The sequence below is a fragment of the Streptomyces viridosporus genome (assembly GCF_002078235.1).
Lineage (GTDB): Bacteria > Actinomycetota > Actinomycetes > Streptomycetales > Streptomycetaceae > Streptomyces > Streptomyces viridosporus.
The window spans coordinates 1-23,443 of record NZ_MSGP01000258.1 but is presented as its reverse complement, the minus strand read 5'-3'; the positions used below and the strand labels follow the sequence as shown (position 1 = coordinate 23,443).

24 protein-coding genes are annotated in these 23,443 nt (G+C 73.5%); 14 read left to right on the top strand and 10 right to left on the bottom strand.

All coding sequences use genetic code 11. The features are described from left to right. Nucleotides 1-70 precede the first annotated feature (70 nt). Nucleotides 71-1,237: a xylose isomerase gene (xylA, locus tag B7L92_RS19115; RefSeq protein ID WP_004991213.1), complete on the bottom strand. Its 1,167-nt coding sequence runs from the start codon at nucleotides 1,235-1,237 to the stop codon at nucleotides 71-73. 140 nt (nucleotides 1,238-1,377) lie between these two features. On the opposite strand from xylA, the gene xylB reads away from it, so the two are divergent. From xylB to B7L92_RS19100, 3 genes are all read left to right on the top strand, one after another. Beyond that, nucleotides 1,378-2,841, top strand: a complete 1,464-nt coding sequence (xylB, locus tag B7L92_RS19110; RefSeq protein WP_081238746.1) for a xylulokinase — start codon at nucleotides 1,378-1,380, stop codon at nucleotides 2,839-2,841. 90 nt (nucleotides 2,842-2,931) lie between these two features. Then, the gene (locus B7L92_RS19105; RefSeq protein WP_081238745.1) at nucleotides 2,932-4,140 is read left to right on the top strand and encodes an ROK family transcriptional regulator; all 1,209 of its coding nucleotides are present in this window, start codon (nucleotides 2,932-2,934) and stop codon (nucleotides 4,138-4,140) included. Nucleotides 4,141-4,240: 100 nt separating this feature from the next. Further along, entirely contained in the window at nucleotides 4,241-4,636 is a 396-nt protein-coding gene (locus tag B7L92_RS19100; protein ID WP_081238744.1) for a luciferase domain-containing protein, read from the top strand. 10 nt (nucleotides 4,637-4,646) lie between these two features. Here the strand turns inward: B7L92_RS19100 and B7L92_RS19095 are convergent, their stop codons facing one another. From B7L92_RS19095 to B7L92_RS19070, 6 genes are all read right to left on the bottom strand, one after another. Beyond that, on the bottom strand, nucleotides 4,647-4,841 hold the full coding sequence (locus B7L92_RS19095) for a hypothetical protein (RefSeq protein ID WP_004991203.1): 195 nt from the start codon (nucleotides 4,839-4,841) through the stop codon (nucleotides 4,647-4,649). A gap of 102 nt (nucleotides 4,842-4,943) precedes the next feature. Further along, on the bottom strand, nucleotides 4,944-5,807 hold the full coding sequence (locus B7L92_RS19090; protein ID WP_081238743.1) for a phosphatidylinositol-specific phospholipase C/glycerophosphodiester phosphodiesterase family protein: 864 nt from the start codon (nucleotides 5,805-5,807) through the stop codon (nucleotides 4,944-4,946). Nucleotides 5,808-6,003: 196 nt separating this feature from the next. After that, on the bottom strand, nucleotides 6,004-7,089 hold the full coding sequence (locus B7L92_RS19085) for an acyl-CoA dehydrogenase family protein (RefSeq protein WP_081238742.1): 1,086 nt from the start codon (nucleotides 7,087-7,089) through the stop codon (nucleotides 6,004-6,006). Next, a complete protein-coding gene (locus B7L92_RS19080) occupies nucleotides 7,086-8,297 on the bottom strand; it encodes an acyl-CoA dehydrogenase family protein (RefSeq protein ID WP_081238741.1) in 1,212 nt (403 codons plus the stop codon). Before B7L92_RS19080 ends, B7L92_RS19085 begins: the two co-directional genes overlap by 4 nt. Next, nucleotides 8,294-9,271 carry an NADPH:quinone oxidoreductase family protein gene (locus tag B7L92_RS19075; protein WP_081238740.1) on the bottom strand — a complete coding sequence of 326 codons (978 nt, stop codon included), beginning with the start codon at nucleotides 9,269-9,271 and terminating at the stop codon, nucleotides 8,294-8,296. Before B7L92_RS19075 ends, B7L92_RS19080 begins: the two co-directional genes overlap by 4 nt. A gap of 96 nt (nucleotides 9,272-9,367) precedes the next feature. Next, nucleotides 9,368-9,940, bottom strand: coding sequence for a helix-turn-helix domain-containing protein (locus tag B7L92_RS19070; protein ID WP_081238739.1), 573 nt, complete (start codon nucleotides 9,938-9,940; stop codon nucleotides 9,368-9,370). A 34-nt stretch (nucleotides 9,941-9,974) separates the two neighbouring features. Between B7L92_RS19070 and B7L92_RS19065 the strand changes: the two genes are divergently transcribed. From B7L92_RS19065 to B7L92_RS19045, 5 genes are all read left to right on the top strand, one after another. Then, a complete protein-coding gene (locus B7L92_RS19065) occupies nucleotides 9,975-11,078 on the top strand; it encodes an NAD(P)/FAD-dependent oxidoreductase (protein ID WP_255311033.1) in 1,104 nt (367 codons plus the stop codon). A 50-nt stretch (nucleotides 11,079-11,128) separates the two neighbouring features. Beyond that, complete coding sequence (locus tag B7L92_RS19060; RefSeq protein WP_081238738.1) at nucleotides 11,129-12,667, top strand: ATP-dependent DNA ligase; 1,539 nt, start codon at nucleotides 11,129-11,131, stop codon at nucleotides 12,665-12,667. After that, the gene (locus B7L92_RS19055; RefSeq protein WP_081238737.1) at nucleotides 12,664-13,128 is read left to right on the top strand and encodes an NUDIX hydrolase; all 465 of its coding nucleotides are present in this window, start codon (nucleotides 12,664-12,666) and stop codon (nucleotides 13,126-13,128) included. The genes B7L92_RS19060 and B7L92_RS19055 overlap by 4 nt, the downstream gene beginning before the upstream one ends. Before the next feature lie 76 nt (nucleotides 13,129-13,204). Then, nucleotides 13,205-14,590 (top strand): NADP-dependent succinic semialdehyde dehydrogenase, encoded by a 1,386-nt coding sequence (locus B7L92_RS19050; protein WP_081238736.1) that lies wholly within the window; start codon nucleotides 13,205-13,207, stop codon nucleotides 14,588-14,590. A 25-nt stretch (nucleotides 14,591-14,615) separates the two neighbouring features. Next, nucleotides 14,616-14,852, top strand: a complete 237-nt coding sequence (locus tag B7L92_RS19045; protein WP_004991175.1) for a DUF6213 family protein — start codon at nucleotides 14,616-14,618, stop codon at nucleotides 14,850-14,852. Between the two features lie 6 nt (nucleotides 14,853-14,858). Here B7L92_RS19045 and B7L92_RS19040 read toward each other — a convergent pair whose 3' ends face one another. Both B7L92_RS19040 and B7L92_RS19035 read right to left on the bottom strand, forming a co-directional pair. Further along, nucleotides 14,859-15,521 (bottom strand): transcriptional regulator, encoded by a 663-nt coding sequence (locus tag B7L92_RS19040; RefSeq protein WP_081238735.1) that lies wholly within the window; start codon nucleotides 15,519-15,521, stop codon nucleotides 14,859-14,861. Between the two features lie 102 nt (nucleotides 15,522-15,623). Continuing rightward, a complete protein-coding gene (locus B7L92_RS19035; protein WP_081238734.1) occupies nucleotides 15,624-16,850 on the bottom strand; it encodes an acyl-CoA dehydrogenase family protein in 1,227 nt (408 codons plus the stop codon). 173 nt (nucleotides 16,851-17,023) lie between these two features. Between B7L92_RS19035 and B7L92_RS19030 the strand changes: the two genes are divergently transcribed. Continuing rightward, nucleotides 17,024-17,665: a TetR/AcrR family transcriptional regulator gene (locus B7L92_RS19030; RefSeq protein WP_004991168.1), complete on the top strand. Its 642-nt coding sequence runs from the start codon at nucleotides 17,024-17,026 to the stop codon at nucleotides 17,663-17,665. 42 nt (nucleotides 17,666-17,707) lie between these two features. Here B7L92_RS19030 and def read toward each other — a convergent pair whose 3' ends face one another. Beyond that, on the bottom strand, nucleotides 17,708-18,262 hold the full coding sequence (gene def / locus B7L92_RS19025) for a peptide deformylase (protein ID WP_081238733.1): 555 nt from the start codon (nucleotides 18,260-18,262) through the stop codon (nucleotides 17,708-17,710). 147 nt (nucleotides 18,263-18,409) lie between these two features. On the opposite strand from def, the gene B7L92_RS19020 reads away from it, so the two are divergent. From B7L92_RS19020 to B7L92_RS43690, 5 genes are all read left to right on the top strand, one after another. After that, entirely contained in the window at nucleotides 18,410-19,648 is a 1,239-nt protein-coding gene (locus B7L92_RS19020; RefSeq protein ID WP_081238732.1) for a MurT ligase domain-containing protein, read from the top strand. 33 nt (nucleotides 19,649-19,681) lie between these two features. After that, nucleotides 19,682-20,410 carry a type 1 glutamine amidotransferase gene (locus tag B7L92_RS19015; protein WP_004991163.1) on the top strand — a complete coding sequence of 243 codons (729 nt, stop codon included), beginning with the start codon at nucleotides 19,682-19,684 and terminating at the stop codon, nucleotides 20,408-20,410. 155 nt (nucleotides 20,411-20,565) lie between these two features. Beyond that, nucleotides 20,566-21,591 (top strand): 6-phosphofructokinase, encoded by a 1,026-nt coding sequence (locus tag B7L92_RS19010; RefSeq protein WP_081238731.1) that lies wholly within the window; start codon nucleotides 20,566-20,568, stop codon nucleotides 21,589-21,591. Between the two features lie 105 nt (nucleotides 21,592-21,696). Further along, entirely contained in the window at nucleotides 21,697-22,647 is a 951-nt protein-coding gene (locus B7L92_RS19005; protein WP_081238730.1) for a cytochrome c oxidase assembly protein, read from the top strand. Between the two features lie 86 nt (nucleotides 22,648-22,733). After that, the coding region (locus B7L92_RS43690) for a DUF6777 domain-containing protein (RefSeq protein ID WP_368656253.1) at nucleotides 22,734-23,443 on the top strand (710 nt) is incomplete at its 3' end.

Below are 23,443 nucleotides of genomic sequence, written 5' to 3'. Positions count from 1 at the left end.
TTCGCGACGCGCGGGGGCGCGGCCGTACCGGCTGATCCGCCGGACGACCGCGCCCCCGCGCGTGCGAAGCTCAGCCCCGGGCCCCCAGCAGGTGGTCCATGGCGAGCTGGTCGAGGCGCTCGAAGGCCATGCCGCGCGCGGCGGCCGCGTCGACGTCGAAGTCCTCGAACGCGGACCGGTCGTCCAGCAGGGCCTGCAGGCCGTCGGCCGCCGTGGGCTCGGCCAGCTGGTCCAGACGGGCCGCGCGCAGCGCCTCCTGCACCTCCGGGTCGGCGCGGAAGGCGGCCGCACGCTCCTTGAGGATCAGGTAGTTGCGCATGCAGCCGGCCGCCGACGCCCACACCCCGTCGAGGTCCTCCGTCCGCGGCGGCTTGAAGTCGAAGTGCCGCGGGCCGCTGTACCCGGCCGACTCCAGCAGGTCCACGAGCCAGAACGCGGCCCGCAGGTCACCCGCGCCGAAGCGGAGGTCCTGGTCGTACTTGATGCCGCTCTGGCCGTTCAGGTCGATGTGGAACAGCTTGCCCGCCCACAGCGCCTGGGCGATGCCGTGCGGGAAGTTCAGCCCGGCCATCTGCTCGTGGCCGACCTCCGGGTTGACGCCGTACAGCTCGGGCCGCTCCAGGCGCTCGATGAAGGCCAGGGCGTGGCCGACGGTGGGCAGCAGGATGTCGCCACGCGGCTCGTTCGGCTTGGGCTCGATGGCGAAGCGGATGTCGTAGCCCTGGGAGGTGACGTACTCGCCGAGCAGGTCGAAGGCCTCCTTCATGCGCTCCAGGGCGTCCCGCACGTCCTTGGCTGCGCCGGACTCGGCGCCCTCGCGGCCGCCCCAGGCGACGTAGACCTCGGCGCCGAGCTCGACCGCGAGGTCGATGTTGCGGATGGTCTTGCGCAGCGCGTAGCGGCGCACGTCGCGGTCGTTGGCGGTGAACGCGCCGTCCTTGAACACCGGGTGGGTGAACAGGTTGGTGGTGGCCATCGGCACCTTCATGCCGGTGTCGTCCAGCGCCTGCCGGAACCGCTTGACGTGCTCCTCCCGCTCGCTGTCGCTCGAGCCGAAGGGGATGAGGTCGTCGTCGTGGAAGGTGACGCCGTGGGCGCCCAGCTCGGCCAGGCGCCGCACCGACTCGACCGGGTCGAGGGCGCGCCGCGTGGCGTCGCCGAAGGGGTCCCGTCCCTGCCAGCCGACGGTCCACAGTCCGAAGGTGAACCTGTCCTCGGGGGTGGGCTGGTAGCTCATGCCGCGGCTCCTTGCTCGCTGAGGCTATTTCGTCATGGCGATTTACAAATTAGTATGCAGGAGCATTTCAGGGAAGAGACTCGCCCCGCCGAGCCGCGGAGGAGACTCGCCCCGCTGAGCCGCGGAAGAGGGAGAGACCGATGTCAGCAGCCGAGGGTCCGCTCGTCGTCGGCGTGGACACATCCACCCAGTCCACCAAGGCCCTGGTCGTCGACGTGGCCACCGGCCGGGTCGTCGCGAGCGGCCAGGCCCCGCACACGGTGACCTCCGGGGCGGGCCGGGAGAGCGATCCGCGCCAGTGGTGGGACGCCCTGGGCGAGGCGCTGCGCCAGTGCGGCGAGCCGGCGCACGAGGCCGCCGCCGTGTCGATCGGCGGGCAGCAGCACGGCCTGGTCACCCTGGACGGGCGCGGCGAGCCGGTGCGGCCGGCGCTGCTGTGGAACGACGTGCGGTCCGCGCCGCAGGGCCGCCGGCTGATCGAGGAACTGGGCGGCGCGAAGTTCTGGGCCGAGCGCACCGGGAGCGTCCCCACCGCCTCCTTCACGGTCACCAAGTGGGCGTGGCTGGCGGAGCACGAGCCGGAGGCGGTCCGCGCCACCAAGGCCGTCCGGCTCCCCCACGACTACCTCACCGAGCGGCTCACCGGCCAGGGCACGACCGACCGCGGCGACGCCTCCGGCACCGGCTGGTGGGCCTCCGGGAGCGAGGCCTACGACGAGGAGATCCTCGCGCACGTGGGCCTCGACCCGGCGCTGCTGCCCCGCGTCGTGCGGCCCGGCGAGGTGGCCGGGACCGTGCGCGACAGTCACGACCTGCCGTTCTCCAAGGGCACCCTGGTGGCGTGCGGCACCGGCGACAACGCCGCCGCCGCGCTGGGCCTCGGGGTGCGGCCCGGCACGCCCGTGATGAGCCTCGGCACCTCGGGCACCGTGTACGCGGTGTCGCGGCGCAGGCCCGCAGACCCGACCGGCACCGTGGCGGGCTTCGCCGACGCGCGCGGCGACTGGCTGCCGCTGGCCTGCACGCTCAACTGCACGCTCGCGGTGGACCGGGTGGCGAGCCTGCTGGGCCTGGACCGCGAGGCCGTCGAACCCGGCGACGGCGTCACGCTCCTGCCCTTCCTGGACGGCGAGCGCACCCCGAACCTCCCCCGCTCCTCCGGCCTGCTGCACGGGCTGCGCCACGACACGACCGGCGGCCAGGTGCTCCAGGCCGCCTACGACGGCGCCGTGTACTCCCTGCTCGGCGCGCTCGACCTGGTGCTCGGCGAGGACGACGGCACGGACGAGGACACCGACCCGTCGGCGCCCCTGCTGCTGATCGGCGGCGGCGCCCGGGGGACGGCCTGGCAGCAGACCGTACGGCGGCTGTCGGGGCGCCCCGTGCAGGTGCCCGAGGCCAGGGAACTCGTCGCCCTCGGGGCCGCGGCGCAGGCGGCCGGGCTGCTCACCGGGGAGGACCCGGCCGCGGTCGCCCGGCGCTGGAACACGGCGGCGGGCCCGGTGCTGGAGGCGGTGGAGCGGGACGAGGAGACGCTGGCCAGGGTCGCCGGGGTACTCTCCGACGCGGCCCCGCTGCTGGAGCGCGGCCCGGCCGCCGGGTGACGGCACGGACCGGGGACACCACCCGGGGCGCCGGCCGACGGCGGGCACCGGGGGCCCGCGACGACGAAGAGACCGAGGACTGACGGAGGAATGAGCGCACCGCTGCACGAGGCCCGCCCGGCCGGCCCGGGGCGTGCGCTGCCCGACACCCAGCAGGGCATGCGCCGCCGCAACCTCTCGCGGGTGCTGCACACCGTCAGCGCCGAGGGACCGCTGTCCCGGGCCGCCGTCGCCTCACGCATCGGGCTGACCCGTGCGGCGGTGTCCACCCTGGTCGACGAGCTCATCCGCTCGGGGCTGCTGGAGGAACTGGGCCCCGAGCGGCCCGGACGCGTGGGCCGCCCCGGCTCGGCGCTCGCCGTCAGCGGCCGCGGTCCGGCGGGGATCGGCGCCGAGATCGGCGTCGACCACCTCGCGGTCTGCGCGGTCGACCTGCGCGGACGGACCCGCTCACGGGCGGTGCGGCAGGTGACGAACCGGGGCCGCTCCCCCGGGCCGGTGATCGGGGAGCTCACCGAACTGGTCCACCGGGTCGTCGCCGAGGCGGAGGCCGAGAGCCTGTGGCCGGCGGGGCTCGCCGTGGCCGTGCCGGGCCTGGTGGCGCGCGACGCCCGGACCGTCGTACGCGCCCCGAACCTCGGCTGGCGGGACACGGACCTCGGCGCACTGCTGCCGGACCGGTTCCCGCTCACCGTGGCCAACGAGGCCAACTTCGGCGCGCTCGCCGAACTCTGGCTCGGCGAGGGGACCCCCCGGGACTTCCTCCATGTGTCGGCCGAGATCGGCATCGGTGCCGCGGTCGTCGTGGACGGACGGCTGCTGCGCGGAAACCGCGGCTTCGCGGGCGAGTTGGGTCATGTGCCGGTGCGGCCCGAGGGACCGGAGTGCGCGTGCGGCGGACGCGGCTGCCTGGAGCAGTACGCCGGCGAGGAGGCGGTGCTGCGGGCGGCCGGACTGCAGCCGGGCGAGGACCGCGTCGGTCTGCTCGCGGGCCGTGCCGAACAGGGCGACACGGACGTACGGCGCGCCCTGCGCGACGCGGGGACGGCGCTCGGCATCGCCCTGACCGGGGCGGTCAATCTGCTGGACCCCGAGAGCGTCGTGCTGGGCGGCGCGCTGTCCGGGCTCGCCCCCTGGCTGCTGCCGTCGCTGCGGTCCGAGCTGTCCCGCCGTACGGCGGGACCGGTCTGTCCCGTCTCCGTGTCCGCGCTGGGGCCGCAGGGTCCGCTGCTGGGCGCGGCGCACTCGGTGGTGCGGGGCGTCCTGGACGACCCGGCGGCCTTCGCCGAGCGGGTCTGAGGCGGTGCGGAGCCGCGGGCGGCGGCCCCGGCACCTCACCTCTCGATTACGAATCGCCCAACTCCTGGCTTCCGGACGGTGAGCAGGCAACGATGAGGGCATGACACCGGCGCAGCGAGCCATGGAGCGGCTGGGGACATGGCCCGACCTCACGGCCTGTCCGGCGGGTTGCGGTACGGGGCAGGCGCTCCGCACCGCCCGTGACGAGATCGTCCACTTCCACTCCGCCCGGAACGTGGACCTCCACCTCACCCACCGCGCCATCCAGCGCTTCCACTACGACCTGGGCGGGTCGAGCGCGATACAACTGGTCCCGGGCTCCTGCTGGGTGACGGTGCACCTGGACTGCGCCACCGACGTCGACCTGCTGCTGAGCCTGGTGAGCGTCGCCCTCAAGGCCCACCAGGCTCGGCCCCCGTCCACCGGTCCGGTGCCGGCCGGGTGCAACTTCCACCGGGTCACCGTGCTGCCGCGCGACGCGGTGACCGACCGCTGAGCGGCCGGCCTCACGGCCGCAGGCTGCCGACGATGTCCGCGGTCGCCGTGAGGCCGCTGTGGATGGTGGGGGCGATGCTGGTGCCGGCCAGGTAGAAGCCGAGCAGCAGGCAGACCAGGGCGTGGGAGATCTTCAGTCCGCTGTTGCGCAGGAAGATCACCGCCAGCACCGAGAGCAGCAGCACCACAGAGATGGAAACGGCCATCGTCAACCTCCTCCGCCACGTCCGCTTCGCGGCGTTCGGCCGCAAGTGTGGCGTAGCGGGAGGTTCGTCCGGGCGGCTGACCTGTCCTCCGAACGTGTGGTGTCACACCCGCCGGTGGGCGTCCAGGAAGGATTCCAGCCCGGCGAGGTCGTCGGTGTTGAGGTGGTCGACGTCCGCGGCGACCAGTTCGCCCCACAGCGCGTCGCGCGCGGGTCCCGGCAGGTCCGGGGTGGCCCAGAACCGCACCTTCTGCCCCCGCGCGTGCGCGGTGCGCACGATGTCCAGCAGCTTCCGGCGCTCGTCGCCGGGGAACGCGCCGACGCCCCGCCAGGTGAAGTGGAGCGTCCAGCTGTCGCTGATCAACGGGACGAAGGAGGCCGGCGCCGGGCCGCCGAGGTCGGCGAGCCGGCCGTCGTAGAAGGCCCGGCGCACCCGCTGGGCCTCCATGGGCGCACGGGCCGCACGGTCGCCGGAGACGACGGCGGTGACGGGTCCGGGCAGGACGCGGCCGTGCGCGCAGGTGGTGAACAGGTGCCGGTAGCGGCGCAGACGGCGGTCGAGCGCGCGGTAGGTGGACGAGCCCTCGGTCTTGAGGTCGACGAGGAGCTGGAACGGCCCGCGGTGCCCGCGGTGCACGGAGCCCCGGTGGGCGCGGACCCGGGCGGCGAGCGGGTCGAGGTAGAGGGATTCGAGGGTGCGGGACGGGTCGAGGTCCTCGGGGTCGTGGGCGACCAGGAGTTGGTCGCCGACCAGGAAGACGTCCGCCTCGACGCTGCCGAAGCGGTGGTCGAGGGCGTCGAGGAGGGGGCGCGGGTGCTCGTAGTCGTTGTGGGCGTGGGCGCGCCACAACGGGCGCGGGCGGTGCCCGTGTTCGCCGGCCAGCGCCTGGGCGGCGGGCAGTGCGACCGGACCGGCGAGGGCGGCGCCGAGGGTGGTGAGGGCTCTGCGGCGGGTGGTGAGGGCCATGCTCTGCCTCCCGGGGAGTGGCGTACGGGGCCTCAGCGAGTATGAGGTCCGCACAGGCCCGAAAGGCAGTGCTGTGACGGGAGTTGGCCGGTCCGCCGTCGCGCGTTCATCCCACTGACGCGGGGCGCGCGGAGAAGCCCGCCCCCTGTAATGCGCCTGAAGGGGCGGGCTTCTCCTCCTGCTCGTCCGGGTGGGCTCAGGGCGCCCGCAGGTCGACCAGCCCGGCCAGCGCCTCGCGGTGGGCGCCCGCCGTGCCGTGGGCGATCGAGTCGGCCTTGGCGCGCTTCAGGTAGAGGTGCACCGGGTGTTCCCAGGTCATGCCGATGCCGCCGTGCAGTTGCAGCGCCTCCTCGGCGGCCCGGACCGCGACGGGGGCCGCGTAGGCCTGCGCCACGGCGACCGCCACGTCGGTGTCCTCACCGGTCGCCAGGGCGTCGGCGGCGCTCCGGGCGGCGGCGCGGAGGCCGGCGATCTCCAGCCACAGCTGGGCGAGTCGGTGCTTGAGCGCCTGGAACCCGCCGACGGGGCGGTTGAACTGCTTGCGGTCCTTCAGGTGGCGGAGGGCCTCCGTCAGCGACCGGTCGGCGAGGCCGAGTTGCTCCGAGGCGAGCAGTCCGGCACCGGCCCGCAGGGCACGGCGCACGGCGGGTTCCGCGTCGCCCAGCCGGTGCCCCGGGGCGCCGTCGAGGGTGACCTCGGCGACCGGCCTGGTGAGGTCCAGGGACGTCTGCGGGGTGAGCGTGACCGCGCCGGCCTCCACCGCGTACAGCCCGCCGTCGTCCGCCGGCACGAGCAGCACATCGGCGACCGCCGCGTCCGCGATGCCGGACAGCCGCCCGTGCAGCGCGCCGTCCTCCTGTCGCACGGTGGCGAACGCGGCACCGGGCGCCGTGTGCAGCCCGACGGCGAGGACGCCGATCCTGCGCCCGGACGCCAGCGCGGCGAGCGGTTCGCCCCCGTCCGCGCAGGCGAGCAGGGCCTCGGTGGCCACGACCGCGCTGGTCAGGTACGGCACCGGAGCGACCGCGCGGCCCAACTCCTCGAGGACGACGGCGGCTTCGCGGTGGGTGGCGCCCTGGCCGCCCCGGTCCTCGGGGACCAGCAGGCCCGCCAGGCCCATGCCGTCGGCGAGCGTCTTCCACAGCGCCAGGTCGTGGGGCGCGTCCGTTTCGATCCGGGCGATCACCCCGGCCGTGTCGCAGTGGTCGGTGAGCAGGTCCCGGACGGCGGCGCGCAGCGCCTCTTCCTCCTCCGAGTACAGCAGGTCGGGCCGTGTGCTCATCGGGCGAGGTCCTTCCACGCGACGTCCTTGTCGGTGCGCGGCTCGGCCGGCAGGCCCAGGACGCGCTCGGCGACGATGTTCAGCAGGACCTCGCTGGTCCCGCCCTCGATGCTGTTGCCCTTGGAGCGGAGGTAGCGGTAGCCGGCGTCGCGGCCGGTGAAGTCGACCAGTTCCGGGCGGCGCATGGTCCAGTCGTCGTACAGCAGGCCCTCCTCGCCGAGGAGTTCCACCTCCAGCCCGCTGATCTCCTGGTTGAGCCGGGCGAAGGTGAGCTTCGTCCCGGCGCCCTCGGGGCCGGGCTGGCCGGCGGCGAGCTGCTGGCGCAGGCGTTCGCCGGTGAGGCGGGCGACCTCGGCCTCCACCCACAGCTTCAGCAGCCGCTGGTGCAGGTCGTGGGTGCGCAGTTCGGGGCGTTCGCGCCAGGTCTTCGCGACCGGGCCGATCATGCCGCCCTCGCGGGGCAGCCGCATGCCGCCGATGGCGACGCGCTCGTTGTTCAGCGTGGTCCGCGCGACCTGCCAGCCGTCACCGACCTCACCGAGGCGGTGGGAGTCGGGGATGCGGACGTCGGTGAGGAACACCTCGTTGAACTCGGCCTCACCGGTGATCTGGCGCAGCGGCCGCACCTCGACGCCGGGGTCGGTCATGTCGCAGAGGAAGTACGTGATGCCCCGGTGCTTGGGCACGTCCGGGTCGGTGCGGGCGATGAGGATGGCCCAGCGGGCGAGGTGGGCGCTGGACGTCCACACCTTCTGCCCGTTGACCACCCAGTCTCCCCCGGCTCCGCTCGAGCCGGAGGGGCCCCCGCCCTCCCGGACGGCGCGGGTGCCGAGCGCGGCCAGGTCGGATCCGGCGCCCGGCTCGCTGAACAGCTGGCACCAGACCTCCTCGCCGGTCCACAGCGGCCTCAGGAAGCGCCGCTTCTGCTCCTCGGTGCCGTACTGCAGGATCGTCGGCGCGGCCATGCCCAGGCCGATGCCGATGCGCCGCGGGTCGTTGTCGGGGGCTCCCGCGGCCTCCAGCTCGGCGTCCACGACGGCCTGCAGGGAGCGCGGGGCGCCGAGCCCGCCGAGCCCCTCGGGGAAGTGCACCCAGGCGAGTCCGGCGTCGAAGCGGGCGTGCAGGAAGTCCAGGCGCCCGGTGTCGGCGGGGGGATGCGCGGCCAGCAACTCCTGTGTGCGGCGGCGCAGTTCGGCGGCGTCGATCATGCCGCGGCTCCGTTCTCCGGCGAGGGCAGCACGGTGACGCGCCCGGTGGTGACTCCGTCGGCGACCCGCTGCACGGCGGTCACGGCGCCGGCGAGCGGGACGCGCTCGCTCACCAGCGGCTTGATCGCGCCCCGGGCGGCCAGCTCGGTGAGCCGCTCGTGGCAGTGCCGGACCAGCTTCGGGTCCTTGGTGTTGTACAGGCCCCAGTGCAGGCCGAGGATCGAGTAGTTCTTCACCAGGGCGTGGTTGAGCGCCGGGCTGGGGATCGTGCCGCCGGCGAAGCCGACGACGACGATCCGCCCCTCGAAGGCCACGACCTTGGCGGACTGGGCGTAGGCCTGGCCGCCCACCGGGTCGTAGATCACGTCGGCGCCCCGGCCGCCGGTGGCCTCCTTGACGGCGGCGACGACGTCCTGCTCGTGCCGGTCGATCACCAGGTCGCAGCCCAGCTCCCGGGCGACGGCCGCCTTCGCCGGGCCGCCGACCACGCCGATGACGGTGGCGCCGGCGGCCTTGCCCAGTTGCACGGCCGCGCTGCCGACCCCTCCCGCGGCAGCGTGGACGAGCAGGGTCTCGCCGGCTTCGAGCCCGGCCCGGCGGTGCAGGCCGAACCAGCCGGTCTGGTAGCCGATGTGCAGGGCGGCCGCCTCGGCGTCGTCCAGCGCGTCCGGGGCGGGCAGCAGCGCGGCGGCGTCCGCGACGGCGTACTCGGCGAACCCCCCGTGCGGCAGCACGGGGGTGGCGAGCACCCGGCGCCCGTCCTCGGTCTCGCCGCAGACCTCCAGGCCCGGCGTGAACGGCAGGGGCGGCCTGACCTGGTACTGGCCCCGGCACATCAGCGCGTCGGGGAAGTTGACGTTGGCGGCGCGCACCCTCAGCAGGACCTGGCCGTCACCGGGCGTCGGCCGCGCCACCTCCGCGAGGCGCATCACCTCGCCCGGCTCGCCGATCTCGTGCACTTGCCATGCCTGCATGCGGGGCCTCCACGGGGCTGGTGGGCGTCGGGGTCACCCGAACCGGGTCCCTCGCATACTAAGCGGTCGCTTGCTTTCAGGGAACCGTCCGGCGCGTCACGTCCTCCGGGGCCGTGCCCTGACGTGCATCCGCTCCCCCTGCGGGCCGAACAGGCTGAGGAACTCCACCGGCCCCTCCCCCGTCGACCCGAACCAGTGCGGCACGCGCGTGTCGAACTCGGCCGCCTCCCCCGCGGTGAGCACCAGGTCGTTCTCGCCCAGCACCAGCCGGAGCCTCCCGGACAGCACGTACAGCCACTCGTAGCCCTCGTGGGTGCGGGGTTCCGGCTCGAGCTTCCGCCGCGGCTCGAGCACCTTGTAGGCCTGGAGCCCGCCGGGCTGGCGGGTGAGCGGCCAGTGGGTGCGGCCGTAGCGCTCGATCGGCTTGGAGCGGACGCGCGGATCGCCGACCGGCGGCGCGCCGACCAGCTCGTCCAGCGGCACCTGGTGGGCCTGCGCGATCGGCAGCAGCAGCTCCAGGCTGGGTCTGCGCAGTCCGGACTCCAGTCGCGAGAGGGTGCTGACGGAGATGCCGGTCGCCTCGGACAGCGCGGCGAGGGTCACCTCCCGCTCCTTCCTGATCCGCCGCAGCCGGGGGCCCACATCCGCGAGAACGTTCTCCGTAGTCATGCGTTTATTGCAGGTTCGGCAAAGGTGTTTGTCAATGCGGCAGCGCTCGGGGACCTTCGGCGTGGAGGTGGTCACCATGACCGAGCACACCCGGAACACCCAGGACACCCGGGACGGCCAGAACATCCGGAACGCCCGGGACACCGAGAGGAACGGGAACGCCGGGCGGATCCGGCGGACCGGCGGGCACGGGAGCGGGACCCACGACGTGGTGGTCGTCGGGGGCGGTGCCGCCGGGCTGTCCGCCGCGCTGGTGCTCGGGCGGGCCCGGCGGCGCACGCTGGTCGTCGACGCGGGTGAGCCGCGCAACGCGCCCTCGTCCCACATGCAGGGCTATCTGTCCCGGGACGGGATGGCGCCGGCCGAGTTCCTGGCGGCCGGCCGGGAGGAGATCGCGCGCTACGGCGTCGAGCTCGTCCGCGACCGGGTCACGGACGTGACCCGGGACGGGGACGGGACCCGGGACGGGGACTTCACCGTCGTCCTCGGCGCGGGGCGGACCGTGCGGGCCCGCCGGCTGGTCGTCGCCACCGGGCTGAAGGACGAGCTGCCCGCGGTGCCCGGGGTCGCCGAGCGGTTCGGGCGGGACGTGCTGCACTGCCCGTTCTGCCACGGCTGGGAGGTGCGCGACGAACCCTTCGGCGTCCTCGCGGCCGGTCCGGCGAGCGTGCACCAGGCGCTGATGGTGTCGCAGTGGTCCAAGGACGTCGTCCTCTTCCTGCACACGGTCGCCGAGGAGGAACTGTCCGGCCAGGACCTGCGCCGGCTGGCCGCCGCCGGGGTCGACGTGGTGCCCGGCGAGGTCGCGGAGCTGCTGGTCGAGGACGACCGGCTCACCGGGGTCCGCCTCGCCGACGGCTCCGTCCACGCCCGCTCCGTGCTCTACGTCGCCCCGCGCCCCGTGCCGCGGACGGGCCTGCTGGAGCGGCTGGGCGCCGAGATGGACGAGACCCCGTTCGGCACGTACCCGGTCGTCGACCCGACGGGCCTGACCACGGTGCCCGGCGTCTGGGCGGCGGGCAACGCGATCGGCTTCGCCGAGCAGGTCGTCCACGCGGCGAGCGGCGGCTACCGCGCGGCGGCCGCGATCGTCGGGGACCTGCTCATGGCCGACCTGGACGCCGCGGTGACCGGGTGACCCGCGGGCGGCCGGGTGTGAAGCCCAGGGCTCCGTAGCACTCTGATCCCATGCTGCTGTCCCGTCTGGCCCGTGTGTCCCAGGAAGTCGCCGCCACCTCCGCGCGGTCCCGGAAGATCGCTCTGCTCGCCGAGCTGTTCCGGGACGCCGGGGCCGACGACGTGCCGATCGTCATCCCGTACCTGGCGGGGCGGCTGCCGCAGGGCCGGATCGGCGTCGGCTGGAAGGTGCTGAGCCGCCCGATCGCCCCCGCCGCCGAGCCGTCCCTGACCGTCCGCGAGGTCGACGCCCTGCTCGGCCGGCTGGGCGAGGTGTCCGGCCCCGGATCGCAGGCCGAGCGGGCCCGGCTGGTCGGGGAGCTGCTGGGCGCGGCCACCGAGGACGAGCAGCGGTTCCTGTCCGGGCTGCTCACCGGGGAGGTCCGCCAGGGCGCCCTGGACGCGGTCGCGGTGGAGGGGCTGGCGCGGGCGACGGGAACACCGCCGGCGGACGTGCGGCGCGCGGTGATGCTCGCGGGCTCCCTGCAGACGGTGGCCGGGGCGCTGCTGGCGGACGGCCCCGCCGCGCTGGAGCGGTTCCGCCTCACCGTCGGCCGCCCGGTGCTGCCGATGCTGGCCCACAGCGCCTCCTCGGTCGCCGAGGCGGTCGAGAAGCTCGGCGCCTGCGCGGTCGAGGAGAAGCTGGACGGCATCCGGGTCCAGGTCCACCGTGACGGCGACACCGTCCGCGTGCACACCCGGACCCTCGACGACATCACCGACCGCCTGCCGGAAGTGACCGCCGCGGCACGGGAGCTGCGGGGCGAGCGCTTCATCCTCGACGGGGAGGTCATCTCCTTCGACCAGGACGGACGCCCCCGCTCGTTCCAGGAGACCGCCGGCCGGGTCGGCTCCCGGGTGGACGTGGCGACGGCCGCCCGGGAGGTCCCCGTCTCGCCCGTCTTCTTCGACGCGCTGTCCGTCGACGACCGCGACCTGCTGGACCTGCCGTTCGCCGAGCGGCACGCGGAACTGGCTCGGATCGTGCCGGAACCCCTGCGGGTGCGGCGCACGGTGGTGTCCGGGCCGCGGGAGACGGGCGCCGCGGAGGATTTCCTCGCCGAGACCCTGCGGCGCGGCCACGAGGGCGTCGTGGTCAAAGGGCTCGACGCCCCCTACAGCGCCGGCCGGCGCGGCGCGTCCTGGCTGAAGGTCAAGCCCGTGCACACACTCGACCTGGTGGTGCTGGCCGCCGAGTGGGGCCACGGCCGGCGCACCGGGAAGCTCTCCAACCTGCACCTGGGCGCCCGCACCACCGACGGCGGTTTCGCGATGCTCGGCAAGACGTTCAAGGGACTGACCGACGCGATGCTGGCCTGGCAGACCGAGCGGCTGCGGGAGCTGGCCGTCGACGAGAGCGGGTACGTCGTCACCGTGCGCCCGGAACTCGTCGTCGAGATCGCCTACGACGGCCTCCAGCGCTCCACCCGCTACCCGGCCGGCGTCACCCTCCGCTTCGCCCGCGTGGTCCGCTACCGCGAGGACAAGCGCCCCGAGGAGGCCGACACGGTCGAGGCGCTGCTCGCCGCGCATCCGGGGGTGCGGCCGTGAGGAGCGGCCGGAGCGCCGGCCTGCTGCTGTTCCGGCGCACCGACCGGGGCCTGGAGGTGCTGCTCGGCCACATGGGCGGACCGTTCTTCGCGCGGCGGGAGGCGGGGGCGTGGACCGTGCCCAAGGGCGAGCACGACCCCGCCGAACCGGCCTGGGAGGCGGCGCGCCGGGAGTTCCGGGAGGAGCTGGGGCTGGAGCCGCCGGACGGGGCGGCGGTCCCGCTCGGGGAGGTCCGGCAGGCGGGCGGCAAGACCGTCACGGCCTGGGCGGTCGAGGCCGACCTGGACCCGGCGGCGGTCGTCCCCGGCACCTTCACGATGGAGTGGCCGCCGAGGTCGGGGCGGACCCGGGAGTTCCCGGAGCTCGACCGGGTGGAGTGGTTCGCCCTGGACCGGGCCCGGGAGGTGATCGTCTCCGCGCAGACGGCGTTTCTCGACCGCCTGGCGGAGCACTCGCCCTGAGGAGTCCTCCCGCGTTGCGCCGGTCAGCGCCGCGCGGGAGGGTCGAAGACACAGCCCGTCCCCAGGGAGGTCAGCGATGCCCATCGCAACGGTGAATCCGGCGAACGGCGAGACGCTCAAGACGTACGAGGCCATGGGCGAGGAGGAGATCGAGCGCCGGCTCCGGCTCGCGGAGGCCACGTTCCGCACGTACCGGACGACGACCTTCGACGAGCGCGCCCGGCTGCTGCACCGGGCCGCCGACCTCCTCCAGGAGGACTGGGACGACATCGCCCGGGTGATCACCACGGAGATGGGCAAGCCGGTCGCACAGGCCCGCGCGGAGGCCGTCAAGTGCGCCAAGGCGATGCACTGGTACGCCGACCACGCGGCGCGGCTGCTCGCCGACGAGGAGCCCGACGCCTCCGACGTGAAGGACTCCGGTGCCTCCCGGGTGCTGGTGCGCTACCGGCCGCTCGGCCCGGTGCTCGCCGTGATGCCGTGGAACTTCCCGCTGTGGCAGGTGGTCCGGTTCGCGGCGCCCGCGCTGATGGCGGGCAACGTGGGCCTGCTCAAGCACGCCTCGAACGTGCCGCAGACCGCCCTGTACCTGGAGGACCTGTTCCACCGGGCGGGCTTCACCGAGGGCTGCTTCCAGACCCTGCTCATCGGCTCCGCCGCGGTCGACGACATCCTGCGGGACGAGCGGGTGAAGGCGGCCACCCTCACCGGCAGCGAGCCCGCGGGACGCGCGGTCGCCTCGACCGCCGGGGAGATGATCAAGAAGACGGTGCTGGAGCTGGGCGGCAGCGACCCGTTCGTGGTCATGCCGTCCGCCGACCTGGACCGGGCCGCCGAGGTCGCCGTGACCGCGCGGGCGCAGAACACCGGGCAGTCCTGCATCGCCGCCAAGCGGTTCATCGTGCACACGGACGTCTACGACGCCTTCGCCGAGCGCTTCACCGCGGGCATGAGGGCGCTGAGGGTCGGCGACCCGATGGACGAGGAGACGGACGTCGGCCCGCTCTCCAGCGAGCGGGGCCGGGCCGACCTGGAGGAACTGGTCGACGACGCCGTGCGCGCGGGCGCCACCGTGCTGTGCGGCGGCGAGCGTCCCGACGGGCCCGGCTGGTACTACCCCCCGACCGTGCTGGCCGGGATCACCCGGGAGATGCGCATCCACCGGGAGGAGGCCTTCGGCCCGGTCGCCACGCTGTACCGGGCGGCCGACCTGGACGAGGCGGTCCTGATCGCCAACGACACCGACTTCGGCCTGAGTTCCAACGTCTGGACGCGCGACGAGGCCGAGACCGACCGGTTCGTCCGGGACCTGGAGGCGGGCAGCGTGTACGTGAACGGCATGACGGCGTCGCACCCCGGGTTCCCGTTCGGCGGGGTCAAGCGGTCCGGGTACGGGCGTGAGCTGTCCGGGCACGGAATCCGCGAGTTCTGCAACATCACCACGGTTTGGCAGGGTGCGTGATGCTCACAGGGCTACGATCCCGACTGTGAACCGCGAAGTGACTCTGCCTCTGATCGTCGACGACCGCGGGACCCTGCAGGTGGCCGCGGCCGACGTCAGCAAACTGCTGCGCACGGTGGGCGGACGGTGGGTGCGTCTGGTGGAGGCCGGGGAGGACGGACTCGACGAGGACACGGTCGCCGCGCTCACCATCGAGCTGGCCAAGCTGGCCGACCGGATCGACGTGGCGTGCATCGCGCACAGCAGTGGCGGCGCGCCGTAGGGGCGGTCAGGCCGTCCGGGCGAGCGTCGCCCAGAACATCGCCTCGTAGCTCTGCAGCAGGCGGCCGTGGCGGTGCGCGCGGTTCTCGTCCAGGCTGCCCGCCTCCAGGGCCGCCCGGACGGCCGCCTCGGCCTTCCGGTCCAGGTCCGGGGCCGGTTCGGCGAAGAAGTCGAAGAAGGCGCAGGCCTCGTCGGTGAAGCCGTAGTGGGTGCGCAGGGCCTTCGCGATCGTGGCGCAGTAGCCGCCCCAGGCCGAGAAGTTGGCGGTCACGGCGAGGACGGCGTCGGCCGGCGCGGCGTTGAGGGCCAGCCAGGCGACGCAGGCGGGGTAGGCCTGGCACCCCGGCAGGGGGTCGTACGCGTCCGCCCGGGCCGCGTCCGCGCCGCAGGCGGCCGCGAACGGCTCCAGGTGCTCCGCGGCGAGCGCCTCGCCCTCCGCGAGGGCGGTGAAGAACGCGGCGGACCGCGGTTCGGCCGCGGACCTGTCCGCCAGGTGCAGGAACGCACGCCGGTCCGCGGGGATCACCCACCGCTGCTCCCGGGCGAGCGCGGCCAGGACCGCCCGGTCCGCCTCGCCGCGGGCGATCAGCGGCACGAGGGGGTTGGCGCCCGGGTCCGGGGCCAGGTCCCGGACGGCCGCCTCCAGCAGGTCCCGGGCCGTGCGTGTCATCGCGCCCTCCGTCGCGTCGGTCGTCCACGATCGTTCCCCCGGCGCGGGACGCGGGCAACCCGGCGGTGCCGCCCGCACCGCCGGGTCGTTCTCACGGCCGCCTCAGCGGATGGGCATGCCCGACAGGGTGCGCGCGATCACCAGGCGCTGGATCTCGCTCGTGCCCTCGAAGATCGTGTAGATCGCGGCGTCGCGGTGCATCCGCTCCACCGGGTACTCGCGGGTGTAGCCGTTGCCGCCCAGGATCTGGATCGCCTGGGCGGTGACCTCCTTGGCGGTCTCGCTGGCGAACAGCTTGGACATCGAGCCCTCGGCGGCCGTGAAGGGCTTGCCGTTGACCGCCATCCAGGAGGCGCGCCAGACCAGCAGGCGGGCGGCGTCGATCCGGGTGCGCATGTCGGCGAGCTGGAAGGCGACGCCCTGGTTGTCGATGATCGGACGGCCGAACTGCTCACGCGTCTGGGCGTACTCCAGGGCGACCTCGTACGCGGCGCGGGCGGTGCCGACCGCCATGGCGCCGACCGCCGGGCGGGACGCCTCGAAGGTGGCCATGGCGGCGTTCTTGACGCGCTCGCCGCCCTTCTTCGCCTTCTCCCGGGCGCGGGCGAGGCGCTCGTCCAGCTTCTCCTTGCCGCCGAGCAGGCAGGAGCCGGGGACCCGGACGTCCTCCAGGACGACCTCGGCGGTGTGCGAGGCGCGGATGCCGTGCTTCTTGAACTTCTGGCCCTGGGACAGGCCGGGGGTGCCCGGCGGGACGATGAAGGAGGCGTGGCCCTTGGAGCCGAGCTCCGGGTCGACGACCGCGACCACGACGTGGACGTTGGCGATGCCGCCGTTGGTCGCCCAGGTCTTGGTGCCGTTGATCACCCACTCGTCCTTGGCCTCGTCGTACACCGCGCGGGTGCGCAGGGAGGCCACGTCGGAGCCGGCGTCGGGCTCGGAGGAGCAGAACGCGGCGACCTTGACGTCGTTCGCGTCGCCGTACATCTGCGGGATCCAGGTGCCGATCTGCTCCTCGGTGCCGTTGGCGAGGACGCCCACGGCGGCGAGGCCGGTCCCGACGATCGACAGGGCGATGCCCGCGTCGCCCCAGAACAGCTCCTCCATCGCCATGGGGATGCCGAGACCGGTTGCGTCGAAGTACTGCTGGGCGTAGAAGTCCAGGGAGTAGATGCCGACCTTGGCCGCCTCCTGGATGACCGGCCAGGGAGTCTCCTCACGCTCGTCCCATTCGGCGGCCGCGGGGCGGATCACATCGGCGGCGAAGCCGTGCAGCCAGTCCCGGACCTCCTTCTGTTCGTCGTTGAGCTCCATGGTGAACTCGGCCATGTCCCCTCCAGCGGGCGGTGCACGTGCATGTTACTTGCGGTAACACGAGTCTGTTACCCGCTGGTAGGAAAAGTCAACTCCCCGGGACCGGTCGGCATCCCGTTCGATGCCCGGGGTGCCGTCAGTGTTAGTTTGCGCAGGCGTCACCGGAACAGCACGGGTGGGGAGATCTCATGGACACCACGCAGCGGACCGATCAGCAGCGGTCCGCCGACCGACGCCGGCGCGAGCTGCTGGAGGCCGCCGACCGGGTGGTGCTGCGCGACGGCCCGCAGGCCTCGATGAACGCGATCGCCGCCGAGGCCGGCATCACCAAGCCGATCCTCTACCGGCACTTCGGCGACAAGGGGGGACTCTACGCCGCCCTGGCCAAGCGGCACACCGACGCGTTGCTGGACTCGCTGCGGGCCGCCCTGGACGCCCCGGCCGACCGGCGCGAGCGGGTCGAGGCGACCCTGGACACCTACCTCTCGGCGATCGAGGCGCGCCCCCAGGTGTACCGCTTCCTGATGCACCCGGCGGAGGGGTCGCAGAGCGACCAGGGCTTCGACGTGGGCAAGCACTCGGCGCCGCTGCTGCGGCGGATGGGCGAGGAGCTGGCACAGGTCATCGAGGAGCGGCTGGACCTCGGGCCGGACAGCCAGCAGCTGGCCCGGGTGTGGGGGCACGGCATCGTCGGCATGATGCACGCGGCCGGTGACTGGTGGCTCGGCGAACGTCCCTGCTCCCGCGCCGCGTTGGTGCGCAGCCTGGCCGACCTGCTCTGGGGGCGGCTGGCCGCGGCGGGCGACAGGGTGGGCGGCCCGGGGTTCTGACCGCTCCCCGCCCCCGACGTCCGGCGTCCGCCCGGCGTCCCCTCAGCCCTCTCGGCCCTCCCGGTTCCAGGAGGCCCGCCTCACCTGGCGCAGGAGCCTGCGGTGCCGCCACCCCGTCAGCCGGTCGGCGTAGAGACGGCCCTCCAGGTGGTCGCACTCGTGCTGCAGGCACCGGGCGAAGAAACCCGTGCCGTGGACGGTGACCGGTTCGCCGGTCACCGTGAAGCCCTCGACGACCGCGTGGTCGTGGCGCTCCGTCCCGGCCTCCAGCCCCGGCAGGGACAGACAGCCCTCGGGGCCGCGCACCACCACGCCGTCCGTCTCGACCAGCCGCGGGTTCACCACGTGGCCGAGGTGCCGGACGTCCTCGTCGTCCGGGCAGTCGTACACGAACACCCGCAGCGGCTCGCCGATCTGGTTGGCGGCCAGGCCCACCCCCCGGGCCGCGTACATCGTCGCGAACAAGTCCTCCACCAGCCGGGCCAGTTCGGGACCGAAGTCGGTGACCTCCCGGCAGGGTGCCCGCAGCACCGGGTCGCCGAGCAGGGTAAGGGGCCGCACACGTCCGTGGACGCCGGGGATGGAGCCGTGTCGCATGGCGGTCAGAGTACGGTCCTTCCTGCAACGCCCGTCTCACGAGGGTGCCGCGGTTCTGGAGTGCGAATGGATCTCGATAGGCTGACGTTCACACCACGTGGCCGTCAGGCACAGGCGCGGCGCGTACGCAAGGAGGATCGAGAACTGATGGCAGGCAACTCGGACCCGCTCACGCCGCGGGCCAAGCTGGCCGTGACCGCAGGTAAAGCGGTCGCGGCGGCATCACGCGCCGCAGGGCGCGGCAGCGGTTCGGTGATCGGCGGCCGGGTGGCGCTGAAACTCGACCCCGACCTCCTCGCCCGGCTCGCCCAGAGCCTGGACGTCGTGCTGGTCTCGGCGACCAACGGCAAGACCACCACCACCCGGCTCATCGCCGAGGCGCTGCGGGCCGCGGGACCGGTCGTCTCCAACGCGCTCGGCGCCAACATGCCCGCCGGCATCACCTCGGCGCTCGCCGGCGGCTCGGACGCGAAGTTCGGCGTCATCGAGGTCGACGAGAAGTACCTCGCCGGCGTCGCCCGGGACACCGCCCCGAAGTGCATCGCCCTGCTCAACCTCTCCCGCGACCAGCTCGACCGCGCCGCCGAGACCCGCATGCTCGCGGAGAACTGGCGCGAGGGCCTGGCCGGCTCCAAGGCCGTCGTCGTCGCCAACGCCGACGACCCGCTGGTGGTGTGGGCCGCGTCCTCCTCCCCCAACGTGATCTGGGTGGCCGCCGGGCAGATGTGGAAGGACGACGCCTGGTCCTGCCCGTCCTGCGGCGGTGTGATGCAGCGCCCGGGCGACGACTGGTTCTGCGGCGAGTGCGGCTTCCGCCGGCCGACCCCCAGCTGGGCCCTGTCCGGCGACCACGTGCTCGACCCGCACGGCTCCGCCTGGCCGATCCACCTCCAGCTGCCGGGCCGCGCCAACAAGGCCAACGCCGCGAGCTCCGCGGCCGTCGCCGCCGTCTTCGGGGTGCCGCCGCAGGTCGCCCTGGAGCGGATGTACCAGGTGCAGGCCGTGGCGGGCCGCTACGACGTCGTGCAGTTCCAGGGCCGGGACCTGCGGCTGCTGCTCGCCAAGAACCCCGCGGGCTGGCTGGAGACGTTCTCGCTGATCGACCCGCCGCCGACCCCGGTGATCCTGTCGGTGAACGCGCGCTCCGCCGACGGCACCGACACCTCCTGGCTGTGGGACGTCGACTACACCCGGCTGGCCGGCCACCCGATCTGCGTCATCGGCGACCGGAAGCTGGACCTCGCGGTGCGCCTGGAGGTCGCCGACCAGCAGTTCCAGGTCTGCGAGGACATCGACCAGGCGGTCCAGCTGTGCCCGCCCGGCCGGATCGAGGTCATCGCCAACTACACCGCCTTCCAGGACCTGCGCCGCCGCGTCGGCAACTGACGCGGGCGACGCACTCACAAGGACAGTGACTTCATGAGCGACAACAGCCTGCGGGTCGTCTGGCTCTACCCCGACCTGCTCAGCACCTACGGCGACCAGGGCAACGTGCTCGTCGTGGAACGCCGGGCCCGGCAGCGCGGCCTGGACGTGGCCCGGCTCGACGTGCGCAGCGACCAGCCGATCCCGACCTCCGGCGACATCTACCTGATCGGCGGCGGCGAGGACCGTCCGCAGCGGCTGGCCGCCGAGCGGCTGCGCCGGGACGGCGGTCTGCACCGGGCGGTGGAGAACGGCGCGATCGTGTTCTCGGTGTGCGCCGGCTACCAGATCCTCGGCCACGAGTTCATCAACGACCTCGGCCAGCGCGAGCCCGGCCTCGGCCTGCTCGACGTGGTCTCGGTGCGCGGCGAGGGCGCCCGGTGCGTGGGCGACGTGCTGGCCGACATCGACCCGCGGCTCGGCCTGCCCCCGCTGACCGGCTTCGAGAACCACCAGGGCGTCACCCACCTGGGCCCCACGGCCCGCCCGTTCGCCCAGGTGCGCTTCGGCAACGGCAACGGCACGGGGGACGGCACGGAGGGCGCGTACAACGACACCGTGTTCGGCACCTACATGCACGGCCCGGTGCTGGCCCGCAACCCGCAGATCGCGGACCTGATGCTGAAGCTGGCGCTCGACGTCAACGCCCTGCCGCCGACCGACGACCGCTGGTACGAGGCACTGCGGGGCGAGCGCATCGCGGCGGCTCAGCAGTCCGCGTGAAGGCCCGTCTGGCGACTGCTCCGCACAGGTGAGCGGGGTCGTCCAGCAGGCGGACGCTCGATGTGGCCCCGCCCCCCGATGCCGCTAGGGTGGCGGGGATCGAGCCGGACAGCGCGGTCCGGTCCCGGCCCACATCGAGAAGGTTGTTTCGGGCTATGCGCATTGGTGTCCTCACGTCCGGCGGCGACTGCCCCGGCCTGAACGCCGTCATCCGGTCCGTCGTGCACCGCGCCGTCGTCGACCACGGCGACGAGGTCATCGGTTTCCGGGACGGGTGGAAGGGCCTGCTGGAATGCGACTACCTCAAGCTCGACCTCGACGCGGTGGGCGGCATCCTCGCCCTCGGCGGCACCATCCTCGGCTCCTCCCGGGTCCGCCCCGAGCACCTGCGGGACGGTGTGGAACGGGCCAAGGGGCACGTCCAGGAGCTCGGGCTCGACGCGATCATCCCGATCGGCGGTGAGGGCACGCTGAAGGCGGCCCGGCTGCTGTCGGACAACGGTCTGCCGATAGTCGGTGTGCCGAAGACCATCGACAACGACATCGCCGTCACCGACGTCACCTTCGGCTTCGACACGGCCGTCGGTGTGGCGACCGAGGCCCTGGACCGGCTGAAGACCACCGCCGAGTCCCACCAGCGCGTGCTGATCGTGGAGGTCATGGGCCGTCACACCGGCTGGATCGCGCTGCACTCCGGCATGGCGGCCGGCGCCCACGCCGTCGTCGTGCCCGAACGGCCCTTCGACATCGAGGAGCTGGCCGCGAAGGTCGGCGAGCGGTTCTCGGCCGGCAAGCGGTTCGCGATCGTGGTGGCCGCCGAGGGTGCCAAGCCGAAGGCCGGGACGATGGACTTCGACGAGGGCGGCAAGGACGTCTACGGCCACGAGCGGTTCGCCGGGATCGCGCGGCAGCTCTCGGCGGAGCTGGAGGCGCGGCTCGGCAAGGAGGCCCGTCCGGTGATCCTCGGGCACGTCCAGCGCGGCGGCACGCCGACCGCCTACGACAGGGTGCTGGCCACGCGGTTCGGCTGGCACGCGGTGGAGGCCGTGCACCGGGGCGAGTTCGGGATGATGACCGCGCTGCGCGGCACCGACATCGTCACGGTGCCGCTGGCCGAGGCCGTCGAGACGCTGAAGACGGTGCCCGAGGAGCGTTACGCCGAGGCGGAGTGTGTCCTGTAACACCCGAACGGGCCAACCCCGCCCCCGGTCGCAGCCGCGACCGGGGGCGGTTCTAGTCTGGTGCGGACAGACAGCGCACAACCCCCACGAATCAGGAGCCGGCGGATGGATCACAGCGGGCACGGCATGACCATGGATCTGCCGCCGTTCACGCTGGGGCGAGGACTCGCCTGGTCGGCGGACCCGTTCTTCCTCATCGCCTGCCTGCTCGGGCTGGCCCTGTACGGCTGGGGCGTGGTGCGCCTCATCCGGCGCGGGGACAAGTGGCCGGTGGGGCGGACGGTGGCGTTCGTCACCGGCGTGCTCAGCATCGGGCTGGTGATGTGCACCGCACTGAACGACTACGGCATGGTCATGTTCAGCGTGCACATGGTGCAGCACATGGTGATCAGCATGGTGTCACCGATCCTGATCCTGCTCGGCGCCCCGATCACCCTGGCGCTGCGCGCGCTGCCGACGGCCGGACGGGGCCGCAAGGGGCTGCGCGAGCTGCTGCTGATGCTGCTGCACAGCCGCTACATGCGGGTCATCACCCACCCGGTGTTCACCATCCCGATGTTCATCGCGAGCCTGTACGCGCTGTACTTCACCCCGATCTTCGACTTCCTGATGGGTTCGCAGATCGGGCACATCGCGATGATGGTGCACTTCCTCGCCGTCGGCCTCATCTTCTTCTGGCCGATCATGGGCGTGGACCCGGGCCCGCACCGTCCGGGACATCTCATGCGGATGCTGGAGCTGTTCGCGGGCATGCCGTTCCACGCCTTCTTCGGCATCGCGCTGATGATGGCGTCCTCCCCGATGGTCACGACCTTCGAGAACCCGCCCGCCTCGCTCGGGATCGAGGCGCTGTCCGACCAGAACGCGGCCGGCGGCATCGCCTGGGCGTTCAGCGAGGTCCCGTCCGTCCTGGTGCTGATCGCGCTGCTGTTCCAGTGGTACGCCTCGGACCAGCGGCAGGCCAAGCGCGAGGACCGCGCCGCCGACCGTGACGGGGACAAGGAACTCGAGGCGTACAACGCCTATCTGGCCTCACTGCACGCACGCGGAAACTGAATTCACCGTTCCCCCGGCCCCCCTTGAACGGGCAATTTCCTTCAGTAGCATGAAGTGTCTGGGGGAAACCGCCGGGGGGAGCGGTGATGGCACTGCGCGCGTTCACGCACGGGGCGGGGAAAACGGCGATGCGAAGGATCGCCGTCCTGCCGTTGATTCGTCCGGTCGCCGGTGGGTGCGATTCGGCCACACTTTTGTTCGGGGTCGGAGCGGTCGCCGCGGGAGTCGCCTCCCGGGCACCGTTCTTCGACGAGCACAGCGGGCTCGGACGGGACGCCGACGTGCGGTCGCGGCGCGCCCACGACGGCTCGCAGCGGGGAAACACGCCTGGCCGGTGCGGGGGCACCGGGCGGTGGTCGATCCGTGACGTCGGGCGGCTGGAGCGGTGTCTCAGCGCGCCGGGCAGCGGCCGCACGGCACGGGCATGGGCGAAGGCGCCCGGTCCTCGTACCGGCGGGACACCGGAATACCTCGACCGGCCCACCCCCGTTCTCCTGCGCCACGGCACCCCGGTGGAGAAACACGAGCACGAAAAGGGAAAGGCTGTTCCCTTTCCCGCGCCGCTCCGGGCGGGAATCGCGATTCCGGTCGACGCGCGGGGGCTTCCCCCGGTGAAGTGCTCGTGCGGAAATCCGCCGCGACCCTTCGAAGGGGACAGACGCAGGATTTCCGTCGCGTTCGAGGGCGGGAACGAGGAGTGGAGGGGCTACGACCCTTCCGAGGCCGTGGTGGCGCGGCCCGCGCCCCGGGAACCGGAGCGGACCTCCCCCGTCGACGTCGGCTCCGGCGGGGGTGC

Excerpts from the sequence above, each read along its gene's own strand:
- B7L92_RS19090 (WP_081238743.1), bottom strand. The coding sequence starts at position 5,807 with ATGGCCCTCACCACCCGCCGCAGAGCCCTCACCACCCTCGGCGCCGCC.
- xylB (WP_081238746.1), top strand. The coding sequence starts at position 1,378 with ATGTCAGCAGCCGAGGGTCCGCTCGTCGTCGGCGTGGACACATCCACC.
- B7L92_RS19100 (WP_081238744.1), top strand. The coding sequence starts at position 4,241 with ATGACACCGGCGCAGCGAGCCATGGAGCGGCTGGGGACATGGCCCGAC.
- B7L92_RS19065 (WP_255311033.1), top strand. The coding sequence starts at position 9,975 with ATGCGGCAGCGCTCGGGGACCTTCGGCGTGGAGGTGGTCACCATGACC.
- B7L92_RS19040 (WP_081238735.1), bottom strand. The coding sequence starts at position 15,521 with ATGACACGCACGGCCCGGGACCTGCTGGAGGCGGCCGTCCGGGACCTG.
- B7L92_RS19015 (WP_004991163.1), top strand. The coding sequence starts at position 19,682 with ATGAGCGACAACAGCCTGCGGGTCGTCTGGCTCTACCCCGACCTGCTC.
- B7L92_RS19005 (WP_081238730.1), top strand. The coding sequence starts at position 21,697 with ATGGATCACAGCGGGCACGGCATGACCATGGATCTGCCGCCGTTCACG.
- B7L92_RS19105 (WP_081238745.1), top strand. The coding sequence starts at position 2,932 with ATGAGCGCACCGCTGCACGAGGCCCGCCCGGCCGGCCCGGGGCGTGCG.
- B7L92_RS19035 (WP_081238734.1), bottom strand. The coding sequence starts at position 16,850 with ATGGCCGAGTTCACCATGGAGCTCAACGACGAACAGAAGGAGGTCCGG.
- def (WP_081238733.1), bottom strand. The coding sequence starts at position 18,262 with ATGCGACACGGCTCCATCCCCGGCGTCCACGGACGTGTGCGGCCCCTT.
- B7L92_RS19095 (WP_004991203.1), bottom strand. The coding sequence starts at position 4,841 with ATGGCCGTTTCCATCTCTGTGGTGCTGCTGCTCTCGGTGCTGGCGGTG.
- B7L92_RS19030 (WP_004991168.1), top strand. The coding sequence starts at position 17,024 with ATGGACACCACGCAGCGGACCGATCAGCAGCGGTCCGCCGACCGACGC.
- B7L92_RS19020 (WP_081238732.1), top strand. The coding sequence starts at position 18,410 with ATGGCAGGCAACTCGGACCCGCTCACGCCGCGGGCCAAGCTGGCCGTG.
- B7L92_RS19070 (WP_081238739.1), bottom strand. The coding sequence starts at position 9,940 with ATGACTACGGAGAACGTTCTCGCGGATGTGGGCCCCCGGCTGCGGCGG.
- B7L92_RS19050 (WP_081238736.1), top strand. The coding sequence starts at position 13,205 with ATGCCCATCGCAACGGTGAATCCGGCGAACGGCGAGACGCTCAAGACG.
- xylA (WP_004991213.1), bottom strand. The coding sequence starts at position 1,237 with ATGAGCTACCAGCCCACCCCCGAGGACAGGTTCACCTTCGGACTGTGG.
- B7L92_RS19080 (WP_081238741.1), bottom strand. The coding sequence starts at position 8,297 with ATGATCGACGCCGCCGAACTGCGCCGCCGCACACAGGAGTTGCTGGCC.
- B7L92_RS19085 (WP_081238742.1), bottom strand. The coding sequence starts at position 7,089 with ATGAGCACACGGCCCGACCTGCTGTACTCGGAGGAGGAAGAGGCGCTG.
- B7L92_RS19075 (WP_081238740.1), bottom strand. The coding sequence starts at position 9,271 with ATGCAGGCATGGCAAGTGCACGAGATCGGCGAGCCGGGCGAGGTGATG.
- B7L92_RS19060 (WP_081238738.1), top strand. The coding sequence starts at position 11,129 with ATGCTGCTGTCCCGTCTGGCCCGTGTGTCCCAGGAAGTCGCCGCCACC.
- B7L92_RS19010 (WP_081238731.1), top strand. The coding sequence starts at position 20,566 with ATGCGCATTGGTGTCCTCACGTCCGGCGGCGACTGCCCCGGCCTGAAC.